The sequence below is a fragment of the Neobacillus driksii genome, from assembly GCF_013409995.1.
Classification (GTDB): Bacteria; Bacillota; Bacilli; order Bacillales; family Cytobacillaceae; genus Neobacillus; species Neobacillus driksii.
Window position 1 is genome coordinate 59,828 of sequence record NZ_JACCBX010000002.1, and the last position, 25,157, is coordinate 84,984.

A 25,157-nucleotide genomic window follows, 5' to 3' on the forward strand; every position below is an offset into this window, starting at 1 on the left:
AACTATTTCATCTATCAAATAATTAGATTTTAGGAAACTTTATATAAATAAAAAACCAGATTGGATTTTCCATCTGGTTTTTCCTGCTTATTTTTTCTCTGCAAGCCAAGAAGCTACAGCATCTGCATCTTCGCCTGAAAGGATTCCTCCAGGCATACCGCCTTTACCATTTACAATAATTTCTTCAATTTCATCTTTTGAGTATTTAGAGCCAATCTTGTCTAGGTCTGGAGCTCCTCCACTTTTTAAGTCCCCGCCATGACATGAAGAACAGTTTTGCTGAAAAAGGGCATCTCCGTCACCTGCATCCGCTGTTTGCTCATCCCCAGCCTGTTCCTTAGTAGGTGTTGTATTTTGGTCAGCATCATCGTCACCGCCGCCGCAAGCTGTGAGAAAGCCAAGGAAGGCAATACAAACTATACCATAGAGCAGTTTTTTCATTTAGTTTCACCTCCATATAATAATAGGATTTCTTACAGTGCGGTTGAATATTCTGCCATATCACTAGAAATTGAATAGGACTTGAATTCAATTGACACTTGTTCTACTATATAAGTAAATAGTTATATGTTAATAGGTGGTGTTCATGGTGTTCCAAGCAAAAGTTGAATTAGAAAAGGCGGCTAACGTTCTAAAACTATTAGGAGATAAAACACGCTTAACAATCGTTGCTATTTTACAAAAACGGGAATGTTGTGTATGTGAATTTTTGGAAGTGTTTGATACAAGTCAGCCATCGATCAGTCAGCATCTTCGTAAATTAAAAGATGCAGGGCTGGTAAAGGAAGAGAGGAGAGGTCAGTGGATATATTATTCTCTCAACCAACAATGTGAATTTTACGGGCTGGTTGAAACGATTATGAGTCATGTTCCAGAACAGATAGATAAAATCAAAATCATTGAACAAAGCAATCCAACGGTTCGCTGTGGGTGCTAACGAGGAGTGAAAAAAGTGAGTAATACAGAGAAAAAACGTCTATCGTTTTTAGATAGGTACCTAACGTTATGGATATTTCTTGCGATGGCATTAGGGATAGGTTTAGGTTTTGTTTTTCCTAATTTTGTTGAGGGTATGAACAGGTTGTAGGTAGGTACAACATCGATTCCACTTGCGATTGGTCTCATTTTAATGATGTACCCTCCATTAGCCAAAGTACGTTATGAGGAAATTGGAAGAGTTTTTAAGGATGTAAAGGTCCTAGTATTATCTCTTGTTCAAAACTGGATCATTGGTCCAATTCTTATGTTTTTATTAGCAATCATCTTTCTTCCTGATAAACCAGAATATATGGTTGGTCTCATCATGATTGGTTTAGCACGCTGTATTGCCATGGTTATCGTTTGGAATGACCTTGCTAAGGGAGATAGGGAGTATGCTGCTGGTTTAGTTGCATTTAACTCTATCTTCCAAATGCTATTCTTCTCCGTGTATGCCTATGTGTTTGTTACCGTTATTCCACAATGGGTGGGGCTTGAAGGAGCGGTTGTAAACATAACCATGCTAGAAGTTGCAAAATCAGTCTTTATTTATTTGGGTATTCCTTTTATTGCAGGAATGATCACACGCTTTACGCTAGTAAGAGCAAAGGGCAGACAATGGTACGAGAAAGTTTTTATCCCAAAAATCAGTCCCATTACATTAATTGCATTACTATTTACGATTATCATTATGTTCTCTTTAAAAGGAGATACTATTGTAGCCTTGCCTTTAGATGTAGTACGGATTGCAATTCCATTATTAATTTATTTTATACTTATGTTCTTTATATCATTTTATATGGGAAAGAAAATTGGAGCGAATTATCCTGTAACTACAACCCTTGCGTTTACAGCAGGAAGTAATAATTTTGAATTAGCGATTGCAGTAGCGGTTGGTGTATTTGGGATTCATTCTGGTGCAGCCTTCGCGGCCGTCATTGGTCCACTAGTAGAAGTGCCAGTCATGATAGCGTTAGTTAACGTCGCATTATGGTTTAAACGAAAGTATTTTGAATATCAAGCAGCCTAGAAAAATAATAAAGGTGGAAAACAACGTGAAAAACAAAAAAACGATATATTTCTTATGCACTGGGAACTCTTGCCGAAGCCAAATGGCAGAAGGCTGGGCTAAAAAACATTTAAGCGATGAATGGGAAGTAAAAAGTGCTGGTCTTGAAGCTCATGGGTTAAACCCTAATGCAGTAAAAGCTATGAGTGAAGCAGGCATTGATATTTCCAAGCAAACATCAGATGTAATTGATCCAGAGATACTTAATCATGCAGATTTAGTGGTGACTTTATGTGGACATGCGGCCGATCATTGTCCCGTCACACCACCACATGTGAAACGAGTTCACTGGGGATTTGACGACCCAGCAAAAGCAGAAGGGACAGAGGAAGAAAAATGGGCATTTTTCCAACGCGTCCGTGATGAAATCGGAGATCGCATTAAACGATTTGCCGAAACTGGGGAATAGAACGTTTATGAAATATGGGAATGGGGTAATTAGTGATAAGCACTGATTACCTTTTTTCATTCAACTACAACTACTGTTTTGTTAGTTTTCTAATTGCACTTAATTAATCAAAAAATTTTGATTTAAGTAATTGACATATGAAAATATTGGATATATGATATATACATCAAGATTAATTGATTTAAAAAGAGGGTGAAAAAAGTGATGGAAGAAATACAATTACAAGACATTTCAATTGATTCATTCTTTGAAAAATATGAGTTAAAATTTAAAGCGATTGCTGATAAAAAGAGATTACAGATCATGAATATTTTAACTCAAAAAGGTGCAATGTGTGTTTGCGATCTCGCTCCGCTGGTTGATATGGCCCAGTCAAAGCTATCTTACCATTTAAAGATCTTATTAGAGGCTAACATTATTACAAAAGAAACACGCGGAACATGGAGTTATTATGAACTAAATCAAGAAGAACTCAACCATTTGTTATCACACGAACTATGTTGTGTGTTTAAACCCTTTTGTTAATTTTTTTCAACTATATATCAATTTTTTTTGATTAATATATCAATATTATTTGATTTAGGAGGAATCCAGTATGTTTAATGAGTATACCGTATATAGCTTGTTGAAATTACGTAAGGAAGAAACAGAAAGAAATGTGCAAAATACCTGGAAATATTACAATAATGGGACCGAAATAAACGACCAAAAGGAAATCATTGTGCATTCAAATCTTCCCATAAAGCCTTGCTGCGAGTGCACCTGTTGATAGTAATATGTCTAGTAGTAAAAATGATCAGATTTCTTCTTGTGCCTAAAATTAGTAAAATGGAGGGGTTAGCATGAAAATGCATGTTGGTATTAATGTAACGAATTTAAATAAGTCAATAGAATTTTACACAAAAGTATTTAATACAGAACCAGTAAAAGTAAAGTCAGACTACGCCAAATTCTTACTCGATGATCCTGCTCTTAATTTCACCTTAAATTTAAAAGATGAAGTCTCAGGTAATCAGGTGGGTCATTTTGGATTTCAAGTTGAAACTCATGAAATTGTTCTTCATCATAAAAATCGTTTAGAAAAATTAGGATTTTTTGCTAGAGAGGAGATGGACGTTACCTGTTGTTATGCAGCGCAAGATAAATTTTGGGTTACAGATCCTGACGGAAACGAATGGGAATTCTTCTATACAAAAGGGGATGTAGAAGCTTTGATCACTACTGTTTCCTGCTGTAATCCACAACCAACTGAGCTTCAAATTAAAAATAACTCCTGTTGTTAACACTACTTTAGAAAACGCTGAACGAATTCAGCGTTTTTTTATTAAACATTCAAACAATTGTTTGACCATTGGAAACACAATTGTATATACTAATAGTCAAATGAACGTTTGAATGAGAAGGGAAATCGGATGAACCATGATTCGACTCGCCTCTGCTCATCGAATGGAGGGGAAGCTCATGAGTAATGCGTTAGGTAAAGCAAATGAAAAAACGGTTTATCGTGTTCAAGGATTCACCTGAGCAGGCTGTGCTACAAAGTTCGAAAAGAACGTAAAACACCTGGATGGTGTTTCTGATGCAAGTGTAAATTTTGGTGCTGCAAAACTAACCGTTTATGGTCAGACAACGATAGAAGAAATAGAAAAAGCAGGTGCCTTTGAAAATATAAAAGTAGTACCTGAAAAACAAAAACTTGAAGAAAAGAAAGTACCTTTTGTACAAAAACATTCAACCGTTATCGTATCAGTTCTTTTCTTACTTATAGGATGGTTTTCAGCGCAAACGTATGGGGAAGAGAGTATCCCTTCCATTCTAGCCTATGGTGCGTCTATTTTAATAGGTGGGTACCGATTATTTAAAACCGGAATAAAGAATCTACTCCAGTTGGAATTTGATATGAAAACCTTGATGACCATTGCGGTGATTGGTGCCGCGATTATTGGAGAATGGGGAGAAGGGGCTACAGTTGTCATTCTGTTTGCAATCAGTGAAGCCCTTGAATCTTATTCCATGGACAAGGCGCGGCATTCAATCCGATCTCTCATGGATATCGCTCCAAAGGAAGCCTTAATCCGAAGAGGAAATAAGGAGTTAACAGTTGAAGTAGATGATATTCAAATTGGTGACACACTAATTGTAAAACCAGGGCAAAAAATAGCTATGGACGGCATTGTTGTTAAGGGATTTTCAACAGTGAATCAGGCAGCAATTACCGGTGAATCCGTACCCGTCGAGAAAACGGTGAAAGATGAGGTATTTGCTGGGACCTTAAATGAAGAAGGTTTAATACAAGTACGAGTCACCAAACATGTCGACGACACTACAATCGCGAAAATCATTCATCTGGTAGAAGAAGCTCAAGCGGAAAGAGCACCATCTCAAGCATTTGTTGACCGATTTGCAAAGTATTACACCCCCATCATTATGCTCATCGCGTTAGGTGTGGCTGTTGTACCACCATTGTTCTTTGGTGGAGATTGGGAGAAATGGATCTACCAAGGCTTAGCCGCTCTAGTGGTAGGATGTCCTTGTGCGCTCGTCATTTCCACTCCTGTTGCAATCGTAACCGCAATCGGGAATGCCGCTCGAAATGGAGTGTTAATTAAAGGCGGAATTCATTTAGAAGAAATGGGCGCCATCAAAGCCATTGCTTTTGATAAAACAGGAACCCTAACTGAAGGTATTCCAGCAGTGACAGATTATTTACCGCAAGCAAATACAGACGCAAATGAACTATTTACGATTATCGCTGCCTTAGAGAATGGTTCTCAGCACCCATTGGCATCAGCCATCCTGAAAAAAGCTGAGCAGGAACATTTACCTTATAAAGAGATTGTAATACAAGGTTTTTCATCGATTACAGGTAAAGGGATAAAAGGAACAGTAAACGATAAAATTTATTATATCGGAAGTCCAAATTTGTTCGAAGAAATCCTAAATAAAAGAATTCCTATGAATATAAAGACAACGATTACGGAACTTCAAAACGAAGGTAAAACGGTGATGATCGCTGGGACGGAAACAGAAATTGCAGGAATCCTTGCGGTTGCGGATGAGGTAAGAGGCAATAGTAAATCAGTCATCCAAAAACTCCACTCGTTAGGCATTCAAGAAACGATTATGCTAACAGGGGATAATAAGGGGACTGCAATTGCCATTGGAAAACAAGTAGGGGTTTCCAATATTAAAGCTGAGTTACTCCCGCAGGATAAACTAGCCTTCATTAAAGACTTAAGAAGCAAATATGACCGTGTGGCTATGATCGGGGACGGTGTGAATGACGCACCGGCATTGGCCGCCTCCACTGTTGGTATAGCAATGGGAGGAGCTGGTACGGATACGGCACTGGAGACTGCAGATATAGCATTAATGGCAGATGACTTAGGAAAACTGCCATTCACATTAAAACTCAGTAGAAAAGCCTTAAATATCATTAAGCAGAACATAACTTTCTCCTTAGGAATTAAACTTGTCGCATTGTTGTTAGTAATCCCAGGCTGGCTGACCCTTTGGATTGCCATATTTGCAGATATGGGCGCTACGCTGATTGTTACCCTAAATGGTTTAAGACTTCTCAAAATCAAAGACAAATAATAAAGGGCTTCCCAATAAGCGGGAAGCCTCTTAATTTTAGATAAATTTTGTTTCTTACCTTACTGTAAACATCCAAGTAACTCCAAATTTGTCCTTCACGGAACCATGAAGCTTAGCAAAGAATGTTGGTTGAAGATCCATATGAACAGTACCGTTATCTTTTAGTACATTCCAAGCTTTTATTGCACTTTCCTCAGAATTAAGCTCCACACTGATACACACTTTTCCATCGCTTTGTAAGTCCCGTCTATAATCAGAACCCAAGATATAGCCTGTTTCTGTTATTTTTAATTCTGCATGTAAAACAAGGTTTTTATCATCCTCAGCGACAGGGAAGTCTGGACTCGGAGGCATATTCCCATATTTTTGAATAGCAACCATTTCTCCATTAAAAGCTTTTTGATACAGTTTAAAAGCCTCGTCGCATTCTCTGTTAAACATTAAATAAGGTTTAATCATTATTCCAGTCTCCTTTAACAAATAGGTTTGTTATTTTCACAGTTATTCTTGATATACAAGTATGGAGAATAAACAAAGGTGATAAAACTATTATAATCGAACATTAGTTCTGTGTTCAAGTTTTATTATATTTCATTAATAGGGAGTACAAAAGAAATGTATTCTGCAATCAAAAAATGCCGTTTATGGCAGTATGTTTTATGTTTCAAGAGAAGATCCCCCTCACTAAGGTAATATTTGCCATAGGAACGAAAAATGACCAAATAGGAATAATATGAATTTGGAGAATTAGGTGATTTCTCCATAATTATTTATTCCCTTGTTATTTCATAATATAAAAAATGTTGAACAAACTATTAACATTTATCATGGCTTCACAGGGGAGAGCGGTTATGATTATTCTCATTTTTTATTTAATCTATATTACCATATTCGGCATTGTTATTTTTAAAGATAAACATCCGCAGGTTAGCAGCACCTTTAAGGAACAGCATAAAGTGGAGAGATTCTATGGAAATGAGGCGTCACAGGATCGCGTGATTCTACTGGAAGAAAAAATGTTTTCAGGTCTTGCCCGTGTTAACTTAATGCAAAATGCACAGGAGTCTATTGATGTCGCCTATTATGCCATTAAAAAAGGTTATATTACCGATTTATTATTTGGAATGATATTGGATGCGGCCGATCGTGGCGTAAAGGTAAGGATCCTTTTGGATGGAATTTTCCATGGTCTTAGATTTAGTTTAAAAGATGTTCAATACGCCTTAATCAATCATCCAAATATCGAAATTAAATATTATGAACCATTAAATCCTTTACTGCCTTGGACATGGAATAATCGATTCCATGATAAATTACTTATTATCGATAATAAGTATGCAGTTATCGGCGGCAGAAATATCGGGAATCGTTATTTTATTCAAGAAGGTGAAAAATCCTCTACGAATGACCGAGATGTTCTGATCATTAATACGGATCCTAAGACAAAGGAAGGCAGTGTTTTGAATCAAATGGAAGGCTACTTTAATCAAGTCTGGGACCATCCATTTACAAAGGTTCCTTTTGAAAAGCTATCCTCACGCCAACAAAAGAAAGCAAAAAAAGCCAATCAACAATTAAAACATAAACTAGAGAATTTGAGAAAAACGGATAAAAAAATATTTAATAATTATTATGATTGGGTGAAAATGTCCCTTCCTACAAAAAAAATCACCTTTATTCATAATCCTATACAGAGATTTAATAAAGAACCTTGGGCTTGGTATGATTTAACAAATCTCATGAAGAATTCGAAAAAGTCCTTAGTCATCCAAAGCCCGTATGTTATTCCAACGAAACCGATGCTTCCTTATATGGATACGTTACAAGTACCTCCAGAAAAGATAACAATTTTAACGAACTCGTTAGCAGCGTCGGCCAATGTAGTGGCCTATTCAGGACATATTAAACATATTAACGGGATGGTAAAAAAGGGTGTGAATATATGGGAATATCAGGGGCCGGACTCCATACATGCCAAAACATTTATCTTTGATGATCGATTGAGTGCCATTGGAGCATTTAATATGGATTCCAGATCGACGTTTTTAAATACAGAGTCCATGGTCGTCATTGATAGCGTGGAATTTACCGAAAATCTCGAAAAGGAAATGAATCATTATTTTAAAAAGAGCTTAAAGGTAGCAAAGGATGAATCGTATATAGAGGACCCAAACTTAAAACCAGGTAAAGCAAGTTGGGTTAAATCATTCAGTATAAAAGGACTATCCTATATAACGGCTTTATTCCAGCATTTATTATAAGGCTCCACTCAATAAACTTTGAGTAAGGATTAATAAATATACTGCCAATTAATTCATCAATTAATTGCCAGAAACACAAAAGAAAAGCTGTCGATGATTACTCGACAGCTTTTAAGGTTCAATTTTGCGATCTTCTTCCCAATATCGGACACTCTCCGTCTTAGATGTGGGTTCTCTTTTTACCACTTTGCCTGCTTCGTCGTAATAGACTTCATATTCCTGATAGATTTCCACGAAATAACCGTTCATTTTTTTTATATCATCGAGCCTATATTCCAACACTGGCACATCTGTCGGCGGTTCTACGTCTACCGGTTGTGCCGCAGCAGGTTCACTGATTGTCGAGTAGGAATATTTGCTATGGATAAATGAATACGGCGAATCAAGATAGGCTACAAGTGCAACAATGAGACACAGGAATAAAAACGTCGTGAAATGAGAGGCTAGTTTCATTCATCTCGACTCCTTTTTACAAGTACATCCTCGTAACCTATCTTATGCATGTCCTTTTCACATATGCTAGTTTGTTTTAACCACTAGAGCTTTTGTCCGGTAAAATTGATATAGTACCAAGGCCATAACTGAAATGATGGCTCCAGATATATAAGGTAATCCGATTGAAAGGGAGAACAGCCATCCTCCAAGAGGAGGACCAATAATTCTGCCTAACGAGTCAAAGGAAGAAAGTAATCCGGTTGCACTTCCATGTCCTGCGTCAGTAGTTTTCGTCAGCAGGGAAGAGACACTAGGACGAATGACGCCATTTCCAATCCCAAAGATTGATAAAAAGATAGCGGCTGTTGTAAAACTATCAACAAACAGGATTAATCCGAAACCAATTGCAGATACAACAATTCCACCTTGAATAACTTTTCCTTCACCATATTTCTTTGTTAATCTGCCAACCATACCGCCCTGTACCAATGCTCCAGCAAATCCCATAATCATGAATATATAGCCTAGCTGAGTAGCACCTAAGCCTGCTTTTTGCGCTGCAAAGTAGGCAAATGTAGCCTCTAAGCCTGATAAAGAAAGAGAAATTAACAACTGTAATAAGAACAATACCGACGCTGGTCCAGAAAAAGCCTTCCATCTGGATTGAGTCCTGCTTTGGTCCTCTGCAGCATTATCTTTTTGTAAGGATTCCTTCAAGAAAAAGAAAATAATAACTAAGGTTATCAAGGAAGAGGCACCTGCTAGGTAAAATGGCATACTCATACTTGATTTTGAAAATATACCGCCAATAGCAGGACCAAATACAAATCCTAGTCCTACTGCTGCTCCTACAATCCCCATTCCTTTTCCACGGTTTTCAGGTGTGGTAACATCAGCGACATAGGCCATCGCAGTCGGCATATTGGCTGAAGAAAGGACTCCCCCGATAATTCGTGCCGCGAACAACATCCAGAGTTCAGTAGCCATTGCTTGGATAAAGAAGGATAATGATAATCCAGCAATTCCAATCATCATAATCGGCTTACGACCGATACGGTCTGATAATTTCCCCCAAACTGGTGCAAAGATAAGCTGCATCAGCGAATAAACAGCCATTAATAAGCCTAATTGCGTAGGGGATGCACCCATTTCTTCTGCATAAAATGGCAGAACAGGAATAATGATCCCAAAGCCTATCATAACAAGGAACATAACTAAAAATAAAATAGGTAAAGCCTTTTTTGTTTCCAAATAACTCCAACTCCTAAATGATCTGAACATTATGTAAAAAGTACTACAAATTTTGGCGCTATGCTTAGGATAATAGAAAACATGAATCTAATACAAGCATTTCAAATTATTATTTAAAATAAATTTCTAAGATCTAAGGAGGTCACCCGATTAATCCCTAGCAATAGGATAGCACGGGTTCTATCATCTGCTAGCAGGGCTATACCAGGTTGGTATAGATAAAAAAGAGCACAAGTCAAAAGGGACATGTGCTCTTTATTTAACAGCTTTACGAGTTGTTTCTGATGCAAAGTCTGCTATAAGGACAAGAATCATGTAACACAATAATAGTAACGTAATTTGTGTATAGTTAAAATAACTCATCGCAAGCTTAAAGTCCATCCCCAGACCACCTGCACCTACAAATCCAACTACAATAGTCGTTCTCATAATAACTTCCCATCTATATAGAATATAGGTAAGAAATCTTGGCAGGACAATGGGTAGAATTCCGTAAAAAAGGATCTCAATTTTCGAAGCACCTGAAGCTGCTAGGTTTCTAATTGGACGAGGGTCCATATCTTCAACAACCTCTGCCCAAAGCTTTCCAAGAATTCCAAAGTTGTGAAGGGCTAGGGCTAAAGCGCCAGGTAAGATTCCAGGTTTAAAAATAAAGATAATCATCATCGCCCAGACTAACTCTGGAACAGACCTTGAAAAAATATAAAGAAGACGGATAAAAGCGAATAACGGCCAATTATACCATCTCTTTTTTAATGTAAGATTTCCATTCGCAATATTCCGTGCGGCAGGAATTACTGTAATGAAAGCCACAATCGTAGAAAAACCAATGGCCATTATGCTCATTTCAAGTGTTTCCAACGTAAGCTTGAGTGCATTTGCCCAGCTTTCTCCATCTAGGAAGGCTGGATTCTCCTGATTGATTCCCAGCAGACCGCCGAAGAACTTTTTAGCATATTCCATATTTTTCTCAGAAAACAGCTCATACAATCTAGCATTTTCACCATACGTAATATACATCCAAGAACCCATTATTAACAATGTAGCAAAAAGCACTGACATCCAGCCAGAAGCAAAGACACTTTTTCTTTTATGATCGGTTAATCCCTTACGAACAAGATGACTCCAGCCATCAACTAATATCACAAGAGCAATTAAGAAGAAGACAAAAGTCCAAACGGCATCGTATTTTAAATCCGAAAGTGCCAATTGAATTTGAAAACCTAGTCCTCCTAAGCCAACAAAACTCATAATGGCGGATGAACGAATTGCACATTCAAACCGGTACATGGTATAACTGATAAAATCTGCCCAAACCAACGGGAGGAAACCATAAACTAATGTTTGAAGCCGAGAGGACCCTGCTGCCTTTAAGGCGATGATCGGCTCTACAGGTACATCATTTAGCATATCTGCAAAAATGCGACCTAAAATACCACCATAAGGAATCGCAAGTGCAAGGATTGCAGCATATGGAGATAATCCAACTGCTGCCACAAAAAGCCATGCCCATATTAATTCATGAATGGAACGAGTAAAACCAAGTATTCCTCTAAAAAACACCTTTGAAATAAAGCGCGAGAATTTACTAGTTGTTAACGTTCCAGATGCAAGGACACCAACAATAAAAGCATAAACAATTGCCAGCGACATCCCCGCTACTGCATAAGCTAACGTAATCCATGCTGATTCCAACCCGGCTAAAAGTATGCTTGGTGCCAAATTAGGCTGGATAAGTCCTTCAAAAATCTGCAGCATGGTTGGAATACCGCCTGCATGGAACAGCTCTCTGTTCCAATGAATAGAGGTAAGACTCCATAGGAACACTGCCAGCAACAGTAAAGTAAGAATGAATCGCTTATGCAATTTAAGGGAAGAGATTAGCTTCATCATACTAATCATTCTCCTTAAGCTGATAAAGCTCAGTCAACAGCTCATCACTTACTTTTTCTGTTGGCAAATCAAAAAATATTTCGCCATTTTTGAGAGAAATGATTCTTGTAAAATACTTTCGTGCGTATTCCACTGAATGCAGACTAGCCACTAACGTTTGATTTTTCTCTGAAACAATTTTTGTCAGCATGGAAAGTACATCGTCCGCTCGAGCAGGATCAAGAGAGGCAACGGGTTCATCCGCTAAAATGATCTCTGGATTTTGTACCATTAATCTCGCCATTGCCACACGCTGTTGTTCACCGCCTGACAATGTCGCCGTTATTTTGTAGGGTTTATCTCCAAGTCCGACTCTTCCAAGTGCCGTAATCGCTGATTCTTTTTCTTGAGGGATCAGGAGTGAAAATAATGACTTGAATAATCCCCACTCTGATAATTTGCCGGCAAGAACATTATGAATAACTGCCAAAGGACCAATTAAATCGAATTGCTGGCGTATGACACCAATTTTCTTCGCAAACATCTTTCCTCGTTTGTAATCCGCGAGAGGCAGACTATCTATTAGAAGCTCACCACTTTGAAGAGGAACAAGACCCGCAATGGAATTCAATAAAGTCGTTTTTCCAGCGCCGCTCGGACCAATCAAGGCCACCAATTCACCTTGTTTAATAGAAAAAGAAAGGGAAGATAAGGCTATCTTCCGCTCAAAATGTTTTGATATTTTTTTTGCTTCAATTATCGTTTTTGAAGACATGTTACAACACCTACTACTTTATAATCTCTAATTCTTTCGCAACTTTTTCAATCTTTTCATAGTTATCATTTTTAGTTTCAATAAACTTGTCGGTTTGGAATAAGTCAGCAATTTCTTTTGAATTGCCTGGCATGGAAAGAAGGGAGTCTTTTACCTTTTGCTTAGCATCACCGCCAAATACCTCTTCTACATTACTATTAATGGTCCAGTTATAGTCATAATAATCTGGTGTAGTGTAGAAAACTTTCACTTTGCTTGTATCTACTTTACCTTCTTTTACAGCTGCTTCCCAAACAGAAATATTTAACGCACCTGCTTGGAAGGAACCCGATTCGATTAGCTTATAAGTTGTATCATGGGATCCCGAGAAGTTAGGTTTTCCATTAAAGTCAGTGTTAGGGTCAATGCCTTCTTCATTTAAGAAATAACGCGGCATTAAATGTCCTGATGTAGAGCTTTCACTGCCAAATGTGAATGATTTTCCTTTTAAATCAGCTAATGTATTAATACCTGAGCCCTCTTGAGTAATAAATACGGATTTAAATTCTGCGTCACGTGGTCGTTGTACAATGGATTCGGAGTCTGGTACAAGGTTTCTCGCCTGTACACTTGTTAATCCTCCAAACCATGCTAAATGAATTTCTCCACGTTGAAACCCTGTTACTAAAGCTGAATAATCAACAGAAGGGACAAATTCAACCTTCATTCCAGTTTCTTCACTTAATTGCTTAGCCACTGCTTCCATACCGGATTGTAGGAAAGCGGCATTTTGATCGGGAATTGCACCAATTTTGAAAACTTCCTCTGATTTAGATTGTTTATTTCCTTCTTTTTCACCATTTGCTTTATCTTCAGTTTGCCCACAAGCTGCTAATGAAAAAACAAGCATGAATAAAATAATACCTGTTAACCATTTCTTCATAAGTGTATTCACCTCATTAATTATGTAACTATACAAAGTAGTTAGTACCTTGCCCCTTGATTATAAAGAATCGTATCATTCTATTAAATTCATTTTATCTATTAAACCAATGGGGATTAATCTAAATTACCGATAGGAAAGTAATAGGTAAATAGTAACAATCCCTTGATAATAAGGAAATCTCCCGCACATAATTTGGGAGCTTAACGTTTCTTTATGCGTTGATTTTTTGTGACCATTCTTCGACTTCAAAACAAAATCACTATAAAAAAAAGGACAACAGGAATAAAAATAGAATTTATCAGGTAAGAAGATAGTGGAGGTGAGTGTATGAATGTAATTGGTGTTGGCGGTGTCTTTTGGAGGTCTAGAAACATCAAGGAACTAAAAAAATGGTATAGTGAGGTATTAGGATTAGCATTGGATAACGAGTGGAGTGGTACCATTTTTCCTTCTCAAGAAGGTAATGAAACCATCTTTTCTCTTTTTAAAGAGGACAGTGATTATTTTCCAAAAGAGCAGCAAGTGATGTTAAATTTTCAGGTTGAAGATATGAATGAATGTTTAAATCATCTCAAAAAACTTGGAGTTCCTTTACTTAAGCAAGCTGAGAAGAGTGAGTTTGGGACATTTACTTGGATTGCAGATCCCGAAGGAAGATGGATAGAACTTTGGGCAAAATAACTTTTAAAAAAGAATGAGCCGGCAGCTCATTCTTTTTTAAATATTATTTAGTCGAAGAAATGGAATCTCGGTCCACTGCCTGCGGCGGTTTTTCCATCCATCCTTCATCTATAAAGATTTTGGCACCATCCTGCACATATAGCCCTATATCTAATAAAAACTTACTGTACATTGCACCTATATCATGCCGCCCGTTAAGGGATGAAGCATTCGCATAGGACCTGATTTTCATGCTGAACATATCAATTTTATGAAACAGCATTAATTTATCTGAAAATGGGGCAAATGTAGAGTTTTCTGCTAGGTCATCCAACAATGGATGTGCCGGTAAATCTTCATTATTTAACTGATGTCTACATGCCTCAATATGTTTCATGGTAATTTCTTTACCACGATGCATAAAATTTTTAACTTTTTCATTTTTAGCCACCTGGCCAAAAGCCATTAATAACACTTTGCTGGTGGAGTTGTTTTCCATATTATCATATAAATGAGCAATCTCGAGACCATGCAAAGGACGTACATGACCTAAAAAACCATTAAAATAACTTTCCTTTTGTATAAATTCAACCTTTTCTGGGACAGGAATCACAGGTGGTCTCGTTAAAAATCCCTTTTCTTTCAACGTATCATTAAGGTTTACTAACAAATCAGTGGTTAATTGATTACACTTTAAAATAAAATCCCTTACATCTTGTCTAAGCATTAATGGGATTGCAGTAGAGTAGAGACTTAAGCCAGCTTTCGCAGCATATTTCAAATAATGAAGATAAAATTCATCTGCAAATAATCTAGGAGCTCCTAAATTGACGTCATCCTCCGTAAAACCAATCGGAATGGGGAAATTTTCGCTATCAAATATCTTTTTAATGTCTCGTAGAAATTCTTTACTAAGATTTAAAGCATTTTTCAGGATTTCTTTTATTTCTTTGTCATTCACATGCTGGAGATAATAACTAAGTACACATTTGGACATAGTATTGCCCATATATACAGCCCAAAGTTTACCCATTTCAGCTGATGTTAATTTTTCGACTGGATGATCCATAAGTTTGGAGGTAATCTTTATAGGCTTTATGGTCTTCATAGGCTAAATGCTCCTTACGTCAATCGTTTCTCCTAGTTTTTTCATATAATGTAAAACTATACGTTTCAGTACAGAAATCTCCACAAATAGAAGGTTGCGTAGGATTCCCAATTCGTCCAATTTACTGCTAATTTCATAATTTCGTCTTTGGGCGGTTTCTTTTCTCTACCTAGTCGGTGTTTAATCGCATTCTGCAGGCCCACATCATCAATAGGGAAAGCAGAGGGATATCGTAAACAGCGCATTAATACATAATTAGCCGTCCAAGGACCGATACCACGTATTTTGACTAGCATTTTCTCAGCACGTTTATAATCTCCTATTTCAAGCAGCATATCTTTTGATAATTTCCCATCAACCATTAGTTGTGCAACTCCAATGAGATATTCAGATTTCTTTTTCGTCATGCGCAAGCTTTCCAATTCCTCGACAGCTAATCCTGCAATATCTTCAGGGGAAGGGAAGATCCAATAGGTGAGACCGTCATACAACACACTTCGACCAAATTGTTCGACAAAACGTCTTTTTAAGGTGTAGGCAAAAGAGAGGTTGATTTGCTGCCCTAAAATTCCCCAGCAAAGTGCTTCAAACAAATCAGGAATACCAATAATCCGCAAACCATAAAAAGATTCAACAGCTGGTCCCAGAAGAGGATCTACCTTTGCTATAGAATAAAACGATTTCAAATCCCTGTCTAAATCGAACCACTCTCTGACATAGCGGGCGACATCATCTCGGATTATTTGGCTAGTTGACTTTCTTTCACCTAAAAAACGTATGAGTAAATGGTTTTCATCTACAGAACTAACCTCAATAAGTGGTGTTTCTCCTCCTATCGGAATAGCCTTGTAAATACGATCATGATGGATGTGAAAAAGGCATTCGTTACTACTCCTGGAAAGGTAATTTATATTTTCTTTAAAGTTGTACTCTTCGGGTAAGGATAGTTTCAGTACATGCCCATTTTCTTCCCAAGATTGCATAATGATGAAAACCTCCGTTATTAAAGTACTAATTAAAGTTATAACACGAAGGAAAACGAATTTCTTGTTTTTTCTTTCTGAAAGACTTAATTCTGATTCTGTTACCAGGTATACTGATGAAGAGCAGATGATTATGGTGGAGGTTTTGATGATGAAACAAATACTATATTGGACACAGTTGGTTTATGATAATTGGAAACTCTTTATGGCAGCAACTTCTAATGGTCTTTGTTACGTTGGCTCTCAGGATAAGCCCTTTGAGGAGATGGAGATTTGGGTAAAAAAACATTACCCCGGCAGCCAATTGGTGCAGGATCTTACCGTAATGCAGCCATACGTAGATGAATTTAAAGAATTTTTTCAAGGTAAAAGGAATTCGTTTACCATCCCCCAAGAATTAAAGGGAACCAAATTTCAGACAGATGTGTGGAATGCACTTTGTAAAATTCCTTACGGAGAAACATGGACATATTCAGATATTGCGACTGTGATTGAAAGACCATCAGCAGTCCGCGCCGTTGGTGCTGCAATCGGAGCAAATCCCGTTCTCTTAACAGTACCTTGTCATCGTGTAATTGGGAAGAACGGGAAACTTACCGGGTTTCGCGGCGGATTGGAAATGAAGGAACAGCTTTTAAAGCTCGAGCAAGGAAAACCATATTAATCGCTGATAAAAGCACCAATTTCTTGGACATACTATTTCTTATGAATTGAGAAAACGAGGTGCATATTTCATGGAAGAAATCCAAGAAGTTAGATTTTGTGAAAACTGCGGCAGAGAAACGGTACATATGGTGAGAGAAGATCCGTTGGAAATCGAGTATATCTGTAAGGAATGCAACGATCAACAAGAAATGTTTAAATCGTTTTTTTAAGAAATAATAAAATCATTATAGGCAGAGCCTTATTATTGGGGCTCTGTCCTTATTTATATCGTGAACCCTATACCAATCCATACATAACATAGTAGTAACACCAAGGAGGGGTTACTTTGGTTACGAACCATAATAATGTTTCAATTGGAACAGTTTCTGGAGGCATAGTTAACTTTGGCGGTGCTGTTTACATTTCACCCATTTCTATTACCAAAACCGTAAGTGGCTCTGGGGAAAATAACACAAGCGCCGATTCTGGAATGGACTCAGAAACTGAGCAAAACATGAGTTTCTCTAAGCGTTGCTAAAAAGCACCGCTATTTTTTTTGCCCCAATCGTTAGGATGGTATAAAGAGGTTTAGTTGGTAAATAATACTTTAAGCAACTATCTTTAGTGGACAGAAGGTGCTGAAATTGTTCTTTAAGAAGCTGTTTTCAACAAAAGGTAATTTAATACCTAAGGACCAGAATCTTATACCAGAGACAAGAGAAAAAATGTCCACTGAGTTTAAACAAAGACTGCAGAATAGCGCTGACATTTCGGAGAATGAAATAGGCGCTTCTGGGATTACCTTATTCTCCATAGGAACATTAATAGACAAAACTATGCTACATAGAGACATTATAGATCCACTAAAAGGATTATCCTTCGATTCAACCCAAAAAATTATGGAGCATTTGTCAATTGGCGAGATTGAAAAGTCAAACCAGATGGAAAAGGCAGTCCAAGCTGCTCTAGACGGAAATGTAATCATTTTTTTAGACGGGAATTCATCCGTTCTATTAGCAAAAATACCTTCCAGAGTTGGACGTTCAGTATCTTATGCTCAAAATGAATCTCAGGTTATTGGACCTCAGATGGCGTTTACTGAAAGCCTACTGACAAATATGACCCTTATTAGAAGTTATATTAAGGATACATCTTTATGTATTGAAAATTTACAGGTAGGGTCTCGAACAAATAAATTGGTTTCCATTGTCTATATTAACGGCATTGTTTCGGAGCAAATGGTCGGCAGCCTAAGAAAAAGAATTCAAGAGATAAAAATGGATGGAATCCTTGACAGTTCGGTGTTAGAACAGCTGCTTGCAGAGAACTCATTGACCATTTTCCCACAAATGGCATTAACAGAACGACCCGATCGTGTATCGGATTGGCTGCTAAAGGGGAAAGTCGCAATCTTTGTGGATGGAAGCTCATTGGCTATTGTTTGTCCTCAATCGTTTATGGAATTTTTTCAAAGTATGGAGGATAGTAATGTAAATTGGCAGATTGCGACATTCTGGCGATTATTAAGATTCACCGCATTATTCCTTTCCGTTTTCTTTACTGCTTTATATGTTGCGTCCTTAACCTTTCACTATGAGGTCATCCCGCAAACTTTGTTGTTTACACTTAGTGAGTCACGGGCGAAGGTACCATTTCCTCCGATAATAGAAGCACTATTATTAGAATTTATTATGGAATTATTACGAGAAGCGGGTGCTCGTCTGCCGACAAAAGTAGGTCAAACGATGGGTATCGTTGGCGGTATCGTAATAGGAACAGCTGCTGTAGAAGCAGGTTTTACGAGTAACATCCTCATTATCATTATTTCCTTAGGAGCTCTAGGTTCGTTCGTAACTCCAAGTTATACAATGGGAAATGTCATCCGTATCGTTCGATTTCCGCTGATCATATTGGCTGGATTCTGGGGTTTTTATGGAATGATGTTCGGCTTTTGCTTTTTACTACTGCACCTTTTAAGACAAACAAGCCTAGGAAGTCCTTATCTATCACCATTTTATCCGCCGCGTTTTGCAGATTGGAAGGACAGTATCATTCGGCTGCCATTATCCATCACAAACAAAAGACCGGACTTAACAAGGGCTGAAGACGAATATAAATTTGACCCAATAAAGGCAAAAAAACATAATTGACCTTAGGCAGCAGGTGACACGATGAAAGTTCAATATCAAGCAAAGCCACAATATATTTTAAGTACTTTTATACTATTTTTTATTATCCATTCGATACAAGTTGGGATTGGGATACAAGGTTTCCAGCGAATTATTTTCTCGGAGGCAAAGAACGATTCTTGGATATCTGTGGTCCTGGCAGGTGTTTTCACTCATATTGTGGTATTTTTCATCATTAAAACCTTACAACTATATGGACCCACTGATATTTACGGCATTCATATCGAAGTGTATGGAAAATGGATTGGAAAAGCAGTTAATTGTATATACATCTTTTACTGCTTAGGTATGTTTGTGGTCATTTTAAATAACTATATTGAGGTCATACAAACATGGGTTTTTCCAACCGTACCCACATGGTTGTTTTCAATCTCCATCCTGTTATTAGTGGTTTATGGGGTGACTGGCGGCATACGAGTAATAGCAGGCGCTGGTTTTTTTAGCATTATTCTTTCAGTCTGGATATTGAGTTTCATTGGCTATCCTTTACGATTTGTTGACTTTCATCATCTTCTTCCTGTAATGGAATCGAATATTACATCGATTTTAAAAGGGTCTTATAAAATGACGATCACCTTAATAGGTTTTGAGATCCTCTATATAGTCTATCCATTCATGGAAGATAGAAAGAAGGTAATAAAGTATGCCCACCTAGGAGTCGCCGCAACTAACATCTTGTACTTAATCCTTATGCTGCTAACTCTCAGTTATTTTAGCCCTGGTCAATTGGAGAATACCAATTGGCCGACTCTTTCCTTATTTAAAATTGTTAAACTTCCTTTTATTGAGAGGACTGAATATGTAGCCGTTTCTTATTGGCTGCTCATCATCCTCCCAAATCTATTGCTATATATGTGGGCGGCAGTACGCGGTATAAAGCGTTCATTTGAAAGGAAAACAAAAGGGGTCATTTGGTTTTTTACAATCTTTCTGTTTTTTGTCAGTATTTTTATTAATACACGTTCAAAAATAAATCAGTTTAACGACTTTTTTGACAACATTGCTTTTTATATTGCTTTTTGTTATCCATTTATCCTTTATATTTTGGCTTTGATAAAGAAGAAAATGACATCCCTAAAGGAGAACTAGAAATGAGGACAAAAGGATGGATTTGGTCTTGTTCATTTTCTTTTCTGTTACTGTGCGGCTGTGCACAACCTAAGGTTCTTGAAGAAGTCGGTCTTGTTACTACTTATGGTTATGATATTTCAAAAAATGGCAGTATCTTAGGAACGATGGTTGAGTTAACAATCGATCCTGCTTCACCTAAGGATGTAGTTATTTTAGAGTCAGAAGCACTTTCCGTAAGGGGAATTCGGAACAATGCAAATAATAAGACCTCTAAAAGACTTGCTTCTGGCCAGCTTAGAGTAATAATATACGGTGAAGAAATACTGAAACAAGGAAGAACAGGAATAGCAGAAACGTTAACAAGTGACCCATCCATTAGTGATATGACCTATTTGGCAATGGCTGACGGGACAGCACGGGATTTGTTAAAGTTAAAAACAGAACATATTCCTGATATCGGAAATCATCTTTATAAGCTCATCGACCAAAACACCAAGGGAAGAGTCATGCCATCAGCTACCCTGCAAGAAGTGTTACATAACCTTTTCTCAATTGGTAAAGAACCTATTTTGCCAATTTTAAAAAAAGACGGTAAAGGGGAGGTTGGTTTCACAGGAGTAGCATTGTTTAAGGAAAGTAAATTAGTTGGAAAAATAAATAGTGATCAAAGCTTTTATCTAAACTTGATTATTGACAAATATAAAGGCGGAAACAAGGATGTTGAGATAAAAAGTTCGAAATTAAAACCCAGAAACCAACAGCTGAACAAAACAGTTGCCTCTTTAGATGCAGTCAACGGCAGTAGTAAGATTAAGCTTATTAACAGAGAAAAAGTGGAATTTGATTTAGATGTTAAGGTTGATGGCAGGCTGCTCGAGGTAACAAGCATGATTGATTTGGGTAATCAGGAAAATATTAAGTTGGTCGAGAAGGAAATTACGAAAAGCATCAAAAGAGAGATTGAAAAGCTTATCGCTTATTGTCAATCAAAGGAGTCAGATGCAATGGGCTTTGGAGAAATATATAGAAGCTCAGTAAGGCACTCAAATCTTACCGATAAAAGATGGTATAAAATGTTTAAAGAGGCTAAAGTCAATGTAAATGTAGACTTTAGTGTGAAAAGAACAGGGCTTAATGAGTAAAAAAGCTGCCAATAAAAACTGGCAGCTTTTCTAGATTACTATTAAGCAACACTTTGACTGCTTGGATTTGTTGTTTGACCCTGCTTTTTCGGTCCAGCGACATTAAACACAATATTTAAGAAAATAGCAGTTAAACTTCCAGCTACAATCCCGTTGTTTGTTAGGATTTTCACACTTTCAGGAAGCTGTGCAAAAAGGTCCGGAACAGCGGTAACACCTAGACCCATACCTACAGAGCAAGCAATAATTAAGAGGTTTTCCTGTGAAGCAAATTCCACTTTACTTAACATTTTAATTCCGTATGCAATAACCATTCCAAACATGGCTACCATTGCTCCACCTAGAACAGAGGTTGGAATAACCGTTGTTAAGGCACCGATTTTAGGAACAAATCCCAAGATCACTAACATTGTACCCATGGTATAGATTACATTTTTAGTCTTAACACCTGTTAACTGCAATAACCCCACGTTTTGTGAGTAGGTAGTATAAGGGAATGCATTAAATAATGCACCTAACATAATCGCAATTCCTTCTGCTCGATAACCTTTTGCCAAATCGCTTTCCTTCAGCTTTCTTCCAGTAATATCACTAAGAGCAAAGTAAACACCCGTTGATTCAACCAAACTAACAATCGCAACAAGAGTCATCGTAATAATTGGTGTCCATTCAAATGTAGGGGTACCAAAGTAAAATGGCTTGACCATATGGAACCATGAAGCTTCCCCAACGGCTGCAAAGTTTACCTTACCCATTAGGGCAGCAACAATTGTTCCACCCGCAAGACCTAGGAGAATCGCAACAGAACGAATAAATCCTTTTGTAAAACGATAGAGAAGGATAATAAATAATAACGTTCCAAAAGCTAAGCTGATATTTGAAAGACTTCCAAAATCAGCACTTCCTTGACCACCGGCAATATTATTCATAGCAACCGGAATAAGGGTAATACCTATAATGGTAACGACCGAGCCAGTAACAACAGGAGGGAAAAACTTGATTAACTTACTAAAGAACTGAGCAATCAAAACAACAATTAAACCAGAGACTAGAATAGAACCATAAATTGCTGAAACACCATACTCTCCGCCAATAGCAATCATTGGTCCCACGGCGGTAAAGGTACATCCTAGAACGATCGGCAAGCCAATCCCGAAAAAGCGATTCTGCCAAACTTGTAAAATTGTCGCGATTCCGCACATTAAAATATCAATTGAAACTAAATAGGTTAATTGCTCTCCAGTAAGATTCAAAGCTCCACCGACGATAAGAGGGACGATGACAGCTCCTGCATACATAGCTAATACATGTTGAATACCTAAAGATGCAATTTTGAACGGATGTTGTTTCATTAGACTAACTCCTCCATTTTTTCTGTTATAAACGTGACTTCTCCATTTGAAAGCGAGGCAATTCTAGCTAATGACTCAACTCGTAATCCTTGCTCCTTTAATTTATGAGCGCCAGGCTGGAAGGATTTTTCGATCACAATACCGATACCAGCAACGGAAGCATTCGCTTGTTTAACCATTTTGACTAATGCGAGAGCAGCTTCACCGTTAGCAAGGAAATCATCAATAATGAGAACTTTATCGTTTTCATTAAGATACTTGCCTGCAATGGCAAGCTCATTCGTTTCATTTTTAGTAAACGAATGGACACTTGCTGTCAGAAGGTCATCCGTTAACGTAACGGATTTTCTTTTTCGAGCGAAAATAACGGGAACATTCATATATAAACCAGCCATCACAGCAGGGGCAATCCCAGAAGACTCAATCGTAACGATTTTCGTAATTCCTTCAGCTGCAAAACTTCTCGCAAATTCCTTCCCAATTTCATTCATTAATTGAGGATCAATTTGGTGATTTAAAAACGAATCCACCTTTAATACATTGTTATTTAGGACTCTGCCATCCTTCTTAATCTTTTCTTCTAGTAATCTCATGTTTATCCCCCTATGAAAAAATAAAAAGCCCAAACGCCATTGCTCACATCGAATTTGAGTGAGGCAATGACATTTGGGCTTAATAACCAAATGGTTGGACGCAAAATAACGCCATTCTCATTACCCACTCATAGTCGGATTGTTAACGGCAATCCGGTAGAAACTTGCAGGCCATATCCCTGCGATTATATGAGTGAAACCTTATAAATTTATTTTCATTATAACCATCGTGGAATAGGAAAGCAATGGTTTTTTAAGCAAAAGACGAACGATAGATTTTTTTAGGGATGTATTGTTCGTGTTATGAAAACGCTTTATTTATTATTCTAAAAGGTATTATTCTTTGATTGAATAACCATTCATTTTCCGTTACTATTGAAACAGGAAGTTTATTCAGAAAATTCTAAATCAAAGGAGAGTCGACCATGCAAAAAACAATCCCTGAAAATTGGTGGAATCAGTTGAGGCTGCCTGTAATTTCTGCACCGATGTTTTTAGTATCGGGTCCTGAACTAGTGAAAAATTGCTGCTTAAATGGTGTTATTGGGTCATTTCCTGCTCCAAACGCAAGACCGATTGAGGTACTGGATCAATGGATGGGTCAGTTAAACGAAGAATTAGAACAAGCCAGGGCAGCAGAGCCTGACCGAAAAATTGCTCCTTGGGCGATGAATATGGTTGTACATAGCACCTATAGCCGTCTTCAGGACGAATTGGAGTTAATTAAAAAGCATAAGCCCCAATTGGTCATCACTTCATTAGGTAGTCCTAAACACGTAGTAGATATTGTCCATGAATATGGGGGATTAGTATTCTCAGATGTCAGCGATTTAAAATTTGCCCGTAAGGCTGCAGAAACCGGTGTTGACGGACTAATACTAGTTGCAAGTGGTGCTGGCGGCCACGCTGGACAAATTAATAGCTTTGCGTTTGTTGATATGGTCCGTACTTTTTGGGACGGCATTATTGTTCTTGCTGGTGCGATTTCAACAGGGAAGGGCATATTAGCCGCACAGGCAGCTGGTGCTGACTTAGCTTATATGGGTACAAGATTTATCGTAGCTACAGAAAGTATGGCAAATGATGATTATCGGGAAATGCTTGTGAATTCCAGTCAAGAGGATATCGTCCTAACCGATGCTTTTTCTGGTGTCAGGGCAAATATGCTTATTCCAAGTATCCAAAAAGCAGGACTTGATCCGGCTCAGTTGGTTAAAAAGGAAAAGGTTGATTTTGATAATATGCACGGTAAACCAGAAGCGAAAGCGTGGCGTGATATTTGGAGCGCAGGGCATGGAGTAGGTGCGATTGATAAAATTGAATCTGCCGCCGAAATCATTCAACGATTAGAAGGAGAATATCAAGAAGCACTCCAAAAAGTGAACGAAACGGCTGCAAAAGTAAGCAGGTTAACTGTAAAATAATGCAGGTGATTGGCTAACAATCAAAAAGAACCTATCCCACTAATCAACGGGAAGGTTCTTTTTTCTTTGCCACCATTTTAATTACTTTATAGCCAGGCTTTATTTTCACTCGTTTTGTTTCCTTAGCTGTTTTCACTTGATAGAGAGTGAACTTTTTCGGCTGGTGCTCCAGCATTTCGACCTTTTGGACATTTTCATTACGATAGTATTTGTGAATCTTACGTATTTGTTTATCTTGCTTTTCACCAAACAGCAAATCGTAAAGGTAAATAAAAATAAAAACAAAAATGCCTCCGACAATAATTGTGTAAAGTAATGATGAAATTGATTCCACGTATTACATCCTTCCTGTTCTTAAACAATGTATTGTTCTCCATTATACCTTTTTTACCTTATTTGAAAAATAACATGATTTTAA

At 37.6% G+C, this 25,157-nt stretch carries 26 protein-coding genes, 1 pseudogene and 1 riboswitch; of the genes and pseudogenes, 15 read left to right on the plus strand and 12 right to left on the minus strand.

Features of this window, described 5'->3' with window-relative positions:
* Positions 1 to 87: 87 nt before the first annotated feature.
* Positions 88 to 441, minus strand: coding sequence for a cytochrome c551 (gene cccB / locus F4694_RS03520; protein ID WP_179595528.1), 354 nt, complete (start codon positions 439 to 441; stop codon positions 88 to 90).
* Positions 442 to 586: 145 nt separating this feature from the next.
* Between cccB and F4694_RS03525 the strand changes: the two genes are divergently transcribed.
* From F4694_RS03525 to F4694_RS03550, 6 genes and pseudogenes are all read left to right on the plus strand, one after another.
* Positions 587 to 937, plus strand: a complete 351-nt coding sequence (locus tag F4694_RS03525) for an ArsR/SmtB family transcription factor (protein WP_218895506.1) — start codon at positions 587 to 589, stop codon at positions 935 to 937.
* An 84-nt stretch (positions 938 to 1,021) separates the two neighbouring features.
* Positions 1,022 to 2,008 (plus strand): annotated as a pseudogene (gene arsB / locus F4694_RS03530) (ACR3 family arsenite efflux transporter).
* Between the two features lie 25 nt (positions 2,009 to 2,033).
* Positions 2,034 to 2,456 carry an arsenate reductase (thioredoxin) gene (gene arsC / locus F4694_RS03535; protein WP_179595529.1) on the plus strand — a complete coding sequence of 141 codons (423 nt, stop codon included), beginning with the start codon at positions 2,034 to 2,036 and terminating at the stop codon, positions 2,454 to 2,456.
* Between the two features lie 204 nt (positions 2,457 to 2,660).
* Positions 2,661 to 2,981, plus strand: coding sequence for an ArsR/SmtB family transcription factor (locus F4694_RS03540; protein WP_179595530.1), 321 nt, complete (start codon positions 2,661 to 2,663; stop codon positions 2,979 to 2,981).
* A gap of 317 nt (positions 2,982 to 3,298) precedes the next feature.
* Complete coding sequence (locus F4694_RS03545; RefSeq protein WP_179595531.1) at positions 3,299 to 3,739, plus strand: ArsI/CadI family heavy metal resistance metalloenzyme; 441 nt, start codon at positions 3,299 to 3,301, stop codon at positions 3,737 to 3,739.
* Positions 3,740 to 3,917: 178 nt separating this feature from the next.
* Complete coding sequence (locus F4694_RS03550) at positions 3,918 to 6,053, plus strand: heavy metal translocating P-type ATPase (RefSeq protein ID WP_179595532.1); 2,136 nt, start codon at positions 3,918 to 3,920, stop codon at positions 6,051 to 6,053.
* Between the two features lie 54 nt (positions 6,054 to 6,107).
* On the opposite strand, the gene F4694_RS03555 is transcribed toward F4694_RS03550, so the two are convergent.
* Positions 6,108 to 6,512, minus strand: coding sequence for a VOC family protein (locus tag F4694_RS03555; protein ID WP_179595533.1), 405 nt, complete (start codon positions 6,510 to 6,512; stop codon positions 6,108 to 6,110).
* A 392-nt stretch (positions 6,513 to 6,904) separates the two neighbouring features.
* Here F4694_RS03555 and F4694_RS03560 point away from each other — a divergent pair, with 392 nt between their 5' ends.
* Positions 6,905 to 8,314: a phospholipase D-like domain-containing protein gene (locus F4694_RS03560; RefSeq protein WP_179595534.1), complete on the plus strand. Its 1,410-nt coding sequence runs from the start codon at positions 6,905 to 6,907 to the stop codon at positions 8,312 to 8,314.
* 111 nt (positions 8,315 to 8,425) lie between these two features.
* On the opposite strand, the gene F4694_RS03565 is transcribed toward F4694_RS03560, so the two are convergent.
* The 5 genes from F4694_RS03565 to F4694_RS03585 form a co-directional block, all read right to left on the minus strand.
* The gene (locus F4694_RS03565) at positions 8,426 to 8,767 is read right to left on the minus strand and encodes a hypothetical protein (RefSeq protein ID WP_179595535.1); all 342 of its coding nucleotides are present in this window, start codon (positions 8,765 to 8,767) and stop codon (positions 8,426 to 8,428) included.
* A gap of 66 nt (positions 8,768 to 8,833) precedes the next feature.
* Positions 8,834 to 10,000 (minus strand): MFS transporter, encoded by a 1,167-nt coding sequence (locus tag F4694_RS03570; protein ID WP_179595536.1) that lies wholly within the window; start codon positions 9,998 to 10,000, stop codon positions 8,834 to 8,836.
* Positions 10,001 to 10,255: 255 nt separating this feature from the next.
* Complete coding sequence (locus F4694_RS03575) at positions 10,256 to 11,893, minus strand: PhnE/PtxC family ABC transporter permease (RefSeq protein WP_257029116.1); 1,638 nt, start codon at positions 11,891 to 11,893, stop codon at positions 10,256 to 10,258.
* A 1-nt stretch (position 11,894) separates the two neighbouring features.
* Positions 11,895 to 12,647, minus strand: coding sequence for a phosphonate ABC transporter ATP-binding protein (locus F4694_RS03580; protein ID WP_179595537.1), 753 nt, complete (start codon positions 12,645 to 12,647; stop codon positions 11,895 to 11,897).
* Positions 12,648 to 12,660: 13 nt separating this feature from the next.
* Complete coding sequence (locus F4694_RS03585) at positions 12,661 to 13,569, minus strand: putative selenate ABC transporter substrate-binding protein (RefSeq protein ID WP_179595538.1); 909 nt, start codon at positions 13,567 to 13,569, stop codon at positions 12,661 to 12,663.
* Between the two features lie 330 nt (positions 13,570 to 13,899).
* Here F4694_RS03585 and F4694_RS03590 point away from each other — a divergent pair, with 330 nt between their 5' ends.
* The gene (locus F4694_RS03590; RefSeq protein ID WP_179595539.1) at positions 13,900 to 14,253 is read left to right on the plus strand and encodes a VOC family protein; all 354 of its coding nucleotides are present in this window, start codon (positions 13,900 to 13,902) and stop codon (positions 14,251 to 14,253) included.
* Positions 14,254 to 14,296: 43 nt separating this feature from the next.
* On the opposite strand, the gene F4694_RS03595 is transcribed toward F4694_RS03590, so the two are convergent.
* Positions 14,297 to 15,340: a DUF3231 family protein gene (locus F4694_RS03595; RefSeq protein WP_179595540.1), complete on the minus strand. Its 1,044-nt coding sequence runs from the start codon at positions 15,338 to 15,340 to the stop codon at positions 14,297 to 14,299.
* Between the two features lie 65 nt (positions 15,341 to 15,405).
* Positions 15,406 to 16,323 (minus strand): DNA-3-methyladenine glycosylase family protein, encoded by a 918-nt coding sequence (locus F4694_RS03600; RefSeq protein WP_179595541.1) that lies wholly within the window; start codon positions 16,321 to 16,323, stop codon positions 15,406 to 15,408.
* A 148-nt stretch (positions 16,324 to 16,471) separates the two neighbouring features.
* Here F4694_RS03600 and F4694_RS03605 point away from each other — a divergent pair, with 148 nt between their 5' ends.
* The 6 genes from F4694_RS03605 to F4694_RS03630 all read left to right on the plus strand — a co-directional run bounded on the left by F4694_RS03605 (position 16,472) and on the right by F4694_RS03630 (position 21,370).
* Positions 16,472 to 16,987 carry a methylated-DNA--[protein]-cysteine S-methyltransferase gene (locus tag F4694_RS03605; protein ID WP_374757404.1) on the plus strand — a complete coding sequence of 172 codons (516 nt, stop codon included), beginning with the start codon at positions 16,472 to 16,474 and terminating at the stop codon, positions 16,985 to 16,987.
* Between the two features lie 70 nt (positions 16,988 to 17,057).
* Entirely contained in the window at positions 17,058 to 17,198 is a 141-nt protein-coding gene (locus tag F4694_RS03610; RefSeq protein WP_179595543.1) for a hypothetical protein, read from the plus strand.
* A 116-nt stretch (positions 17,199 to 17,314) separates the two neighbouring features.
* Positions 17,315 to 17,506, plus strand: a complete 192-nt coding sequence (locus F4694_RS03615) for a spore germination protein (protein ID WP_179595544.1) — start codon at positions 17,315 to 17,317, stop codon at positions 17,504 to 17,506.
* Positions 17,507 to 17,603: 97 nt separating this feature from the next.
* Positions 17,604 to 19,118, plus strand: a complete 1,515-nt coding sequence (locus F4694_RS03620) for a spore germination protein (RefSeq protein ID WP_374757405.1) — start codon at positions 17,604 to 17,606, stop codon at positions 19,116 to 19,118.
* 21 nt (positions 19,119 to 19,139) lie between these two features.
* Positions 19,140 to 20,246, plus strand: a complete 1,107-nt coding sequence (locus F4694_RS03625) for a GerAB/ArcD/ProY family transporter (RefSeq protein WP_179595545.1) — start codon at positions 19,140 to 19,142, stop codon at positions 20,244 to 20,246.
* A gap of 2 nt (positions 20,247 to 20,248) precedes the next feature.
* Positions 20,249 to 21,370 (plus strand): Ger(x)C family spore germination protein, encoded by a 1,122-nt coding sequence (locus tag F4694_RS03630; protein WP_179595546.1) that lies wholly within the window; start codon positions 20,249 to 20,251, stop codon positions 21,368 to 21,370.
* Between the two features lie 41 nt (positions 21,371 to 21,411).
* On the opposite strand, the gene F4694_RS03635 is transcribed toward F4694_RS03630, so the two are convergent.
* Positions 21,412 to 22,722 (minus strand): nucleobase:cation symporter-2 family protein, encoded by a 1,311-nt coding sequence (locus F4694_RS03635; protein WP_179595547.1) that lies wholly within the window; start codon positions 22,720 to 22,722, stop codon positions 21,412 to 21,414.
* On the minus strand, positions 22,722 to 23,315 hold the full coding sequence (locus F4694_RS03640; protein WP_179595548.1) for a xanthine phosphoribosyltransferase: 594 nt from the start codon (positions 23,313 to 23,315) through the stop codon (positions 22,722 to 22,724). Before F4694_RS03640 ends, F4694_RS03635 begins: the two co-directional genes overlap by 1 nt.
* A 111-nt stretch (positions 23,316 to 23,426) precedes the next feature.
* Positions 23,427 to 23,528: riboswitch (purine riboswitch) on the minus strand.
* A 212-nt stretch (positions 23,529 to 23,740) separates the two neighbouring features.
* Here F4694_RS03640 and F4694_RS03645 point away from each other — a divergent pair.
* On the plus strand, positions 23,741 to 24,739 hold the full coding sequence (locus F4694_RS03645) for an NAD(P)H-dependent flavin oxidoreductase (protein WP_179595549.1): 999 nt from the start codon (positions 23,741 to 23,743) through the stop codon (positions 24,737 to 24,739).
* 43 nt (positions 24,740 to 24,782) lie between these two features.
* Here the strand turns inward: F4694_RS03645 and F4694_RS03650 are convergent, their stop codons facing one another.
* Positions 24,783 to 25,073 (minus strand): hypothetical protein, encoded by a 291-nt coding sequence (locus F4694_RS03650; protein WP_179595550.1) that lies wholly within the window; start codon positions 25,071 to 25,073, stop codon positions 24,783 to 24,785.
* Positions 25,074 to 25,157: the final 84 nt, after the last annotated feature.

What these genes read in the sequence shown, in the direction of transcription:
- cccB (WP_179595528.1), bottom strand. Translation starts at nt 441, where the DNA reads ATGAAAAAACTGCTCTATGGTATAGTTTGTATTGCCTTCCTTGGCTTT.
- F4694_RS03525 (WP_218895506.1), top strand. Translation starts at nt 587, where the DNA reads ATGGTGTTCCAAGCAAAAGTTGAATTAGAAAAGGCGGCTAACGTTCTA.
- F4694_RS03540 (WP_179595530.1), top strand. Translation starts at nt 2,661, where the DNA reads ATGGAAGAAATACAATTACAAGACATTTCAATTGATTCATTCTTTGAA.
- F4694_RS03545 (WP_179595531.1), top strand. Translation starts at nt 3,299, where the DNA reads ATGAAAATGCATGTTGGTATTAATGTAACGAATTTAAATAAGTCAATA.
- F4694_RS03555 (WP_179595533.1), bottom strand. Translation starts at nt 6,512, where the DNA reads ATGATTAAACCTTATTTAATGTTTAACAGAGAATGCGACGAGGCTTTT.
- F4694_RS03560 (WP_179595534.1), top strand. Translation starts at nt 6,905, where the DNA reads ATGATTATTCTCATTTTTTATTTAATCTATATTACCATATTCGGCATT.
- F4694_RS03565 (WP_179595535.1), bottom strand. Translation starts at nt 8,767, where the DNA reads ATGAAACTAGCCTCTCATTTCACGACGTTTTTATTCCTGTGTCTCATT.
- F4694_RS03575 (WP_257029116.1), bottom strand. Translation starts at nt 11,893, where the DNA reads ATGATGAAGCTAATCTCTTCCCTTAAATTGCATAAGCGATTCATTCTT.
- F4694_RS03580 (WP_179595537.1), bottom strand. Translation starts at nt 12,647, where the DNA reads ATGTCTTCAAAAACGATAATTGAAGCAAAAAAAATATCAAAACATTTT.
- F4694_RS03585 (WP_179595538.1), bottom strand. Translation starts at nt 13,569, where the DNA reads ATGAAGAAATGGTTAACAGGTATTATTTTATTCATGCTTGTTTTTTCA.
- F4694_RS03590 (WP_179595539.1), top strand. Translation starts at nt 13,900, where the DNA reads ATGAATGTAATTGGTGTTGGCGGTGTCTTTTGGAGGTCTAGAAACATC.
- F4694_RS03595 (WP_179595540.1), bottom strand. Translation starts at nt 15,340, where the DNA reads ATGAAGACCATAAAGCCTATAAAGATTACCTCCAAACTTATGGATCAT.
- F4694_RS03600 (WP_179595541.1), bottom strand. Translation starts at nt 16,323, where the DNA reads ATGCAATCTTGGGAAGAAAATGGGCATGTACTGAAACTATCCTTACCC.
- F4694_RS03605 (WP_374757404.1), top strand. Translation starts at nt 16,472, where the DNA reads ATGATGAAACAAATACTATATTGGACACAGTTGGTTTATGATAATTGG.
- F4694_RS03610 (WP_179595543.1), top strand. Translation starts at nt 17,058, where the DNA reads ATGGAAGAAATCCAAGAAGTTAGATTTTGTGAAAACTGCGGCAGAGAA.
- F4694_RS03625 (WP_179595545.1), top strand. Translation starts at nt 19,140, where the DNA reads ATGAAAGTTCAATATCAAGCAAAGCCACAATATATTTTAAGTACTTTT.
- F4694_RS03630 (WP_179595546.1), top strand. Translation starts at nt 20,249, where the DNA reads ATGAGGACAAAAGGATGGATTTGGTCTTGTTCATTTTCTTTTCTGTTA.
- F4694_RS03635 (WP_179595547.1), bottom strand. Translation starts at nt 22,722, where the DNA reads ATGAAACAACATCCGTTCAAAATTGCATCTTTAGGTATTCAACATGTA.
- F4694_RS03640 (WP_179595548.1), bottom strand. Translation starts at nt 23,315, where the DNA reads ATGAGATTACTAGAAGAAAAGATTAAGAAGGATGGCAGAGTCCTAAAT.
- F4694_RS03645 (WP_179595549.1), top strand. Translation starts at nt 23,741, where the DNA reads ATGCAAAAAACAATCCCTGAAAATTGGTGGAATCAGTTGAGGCTGCCT.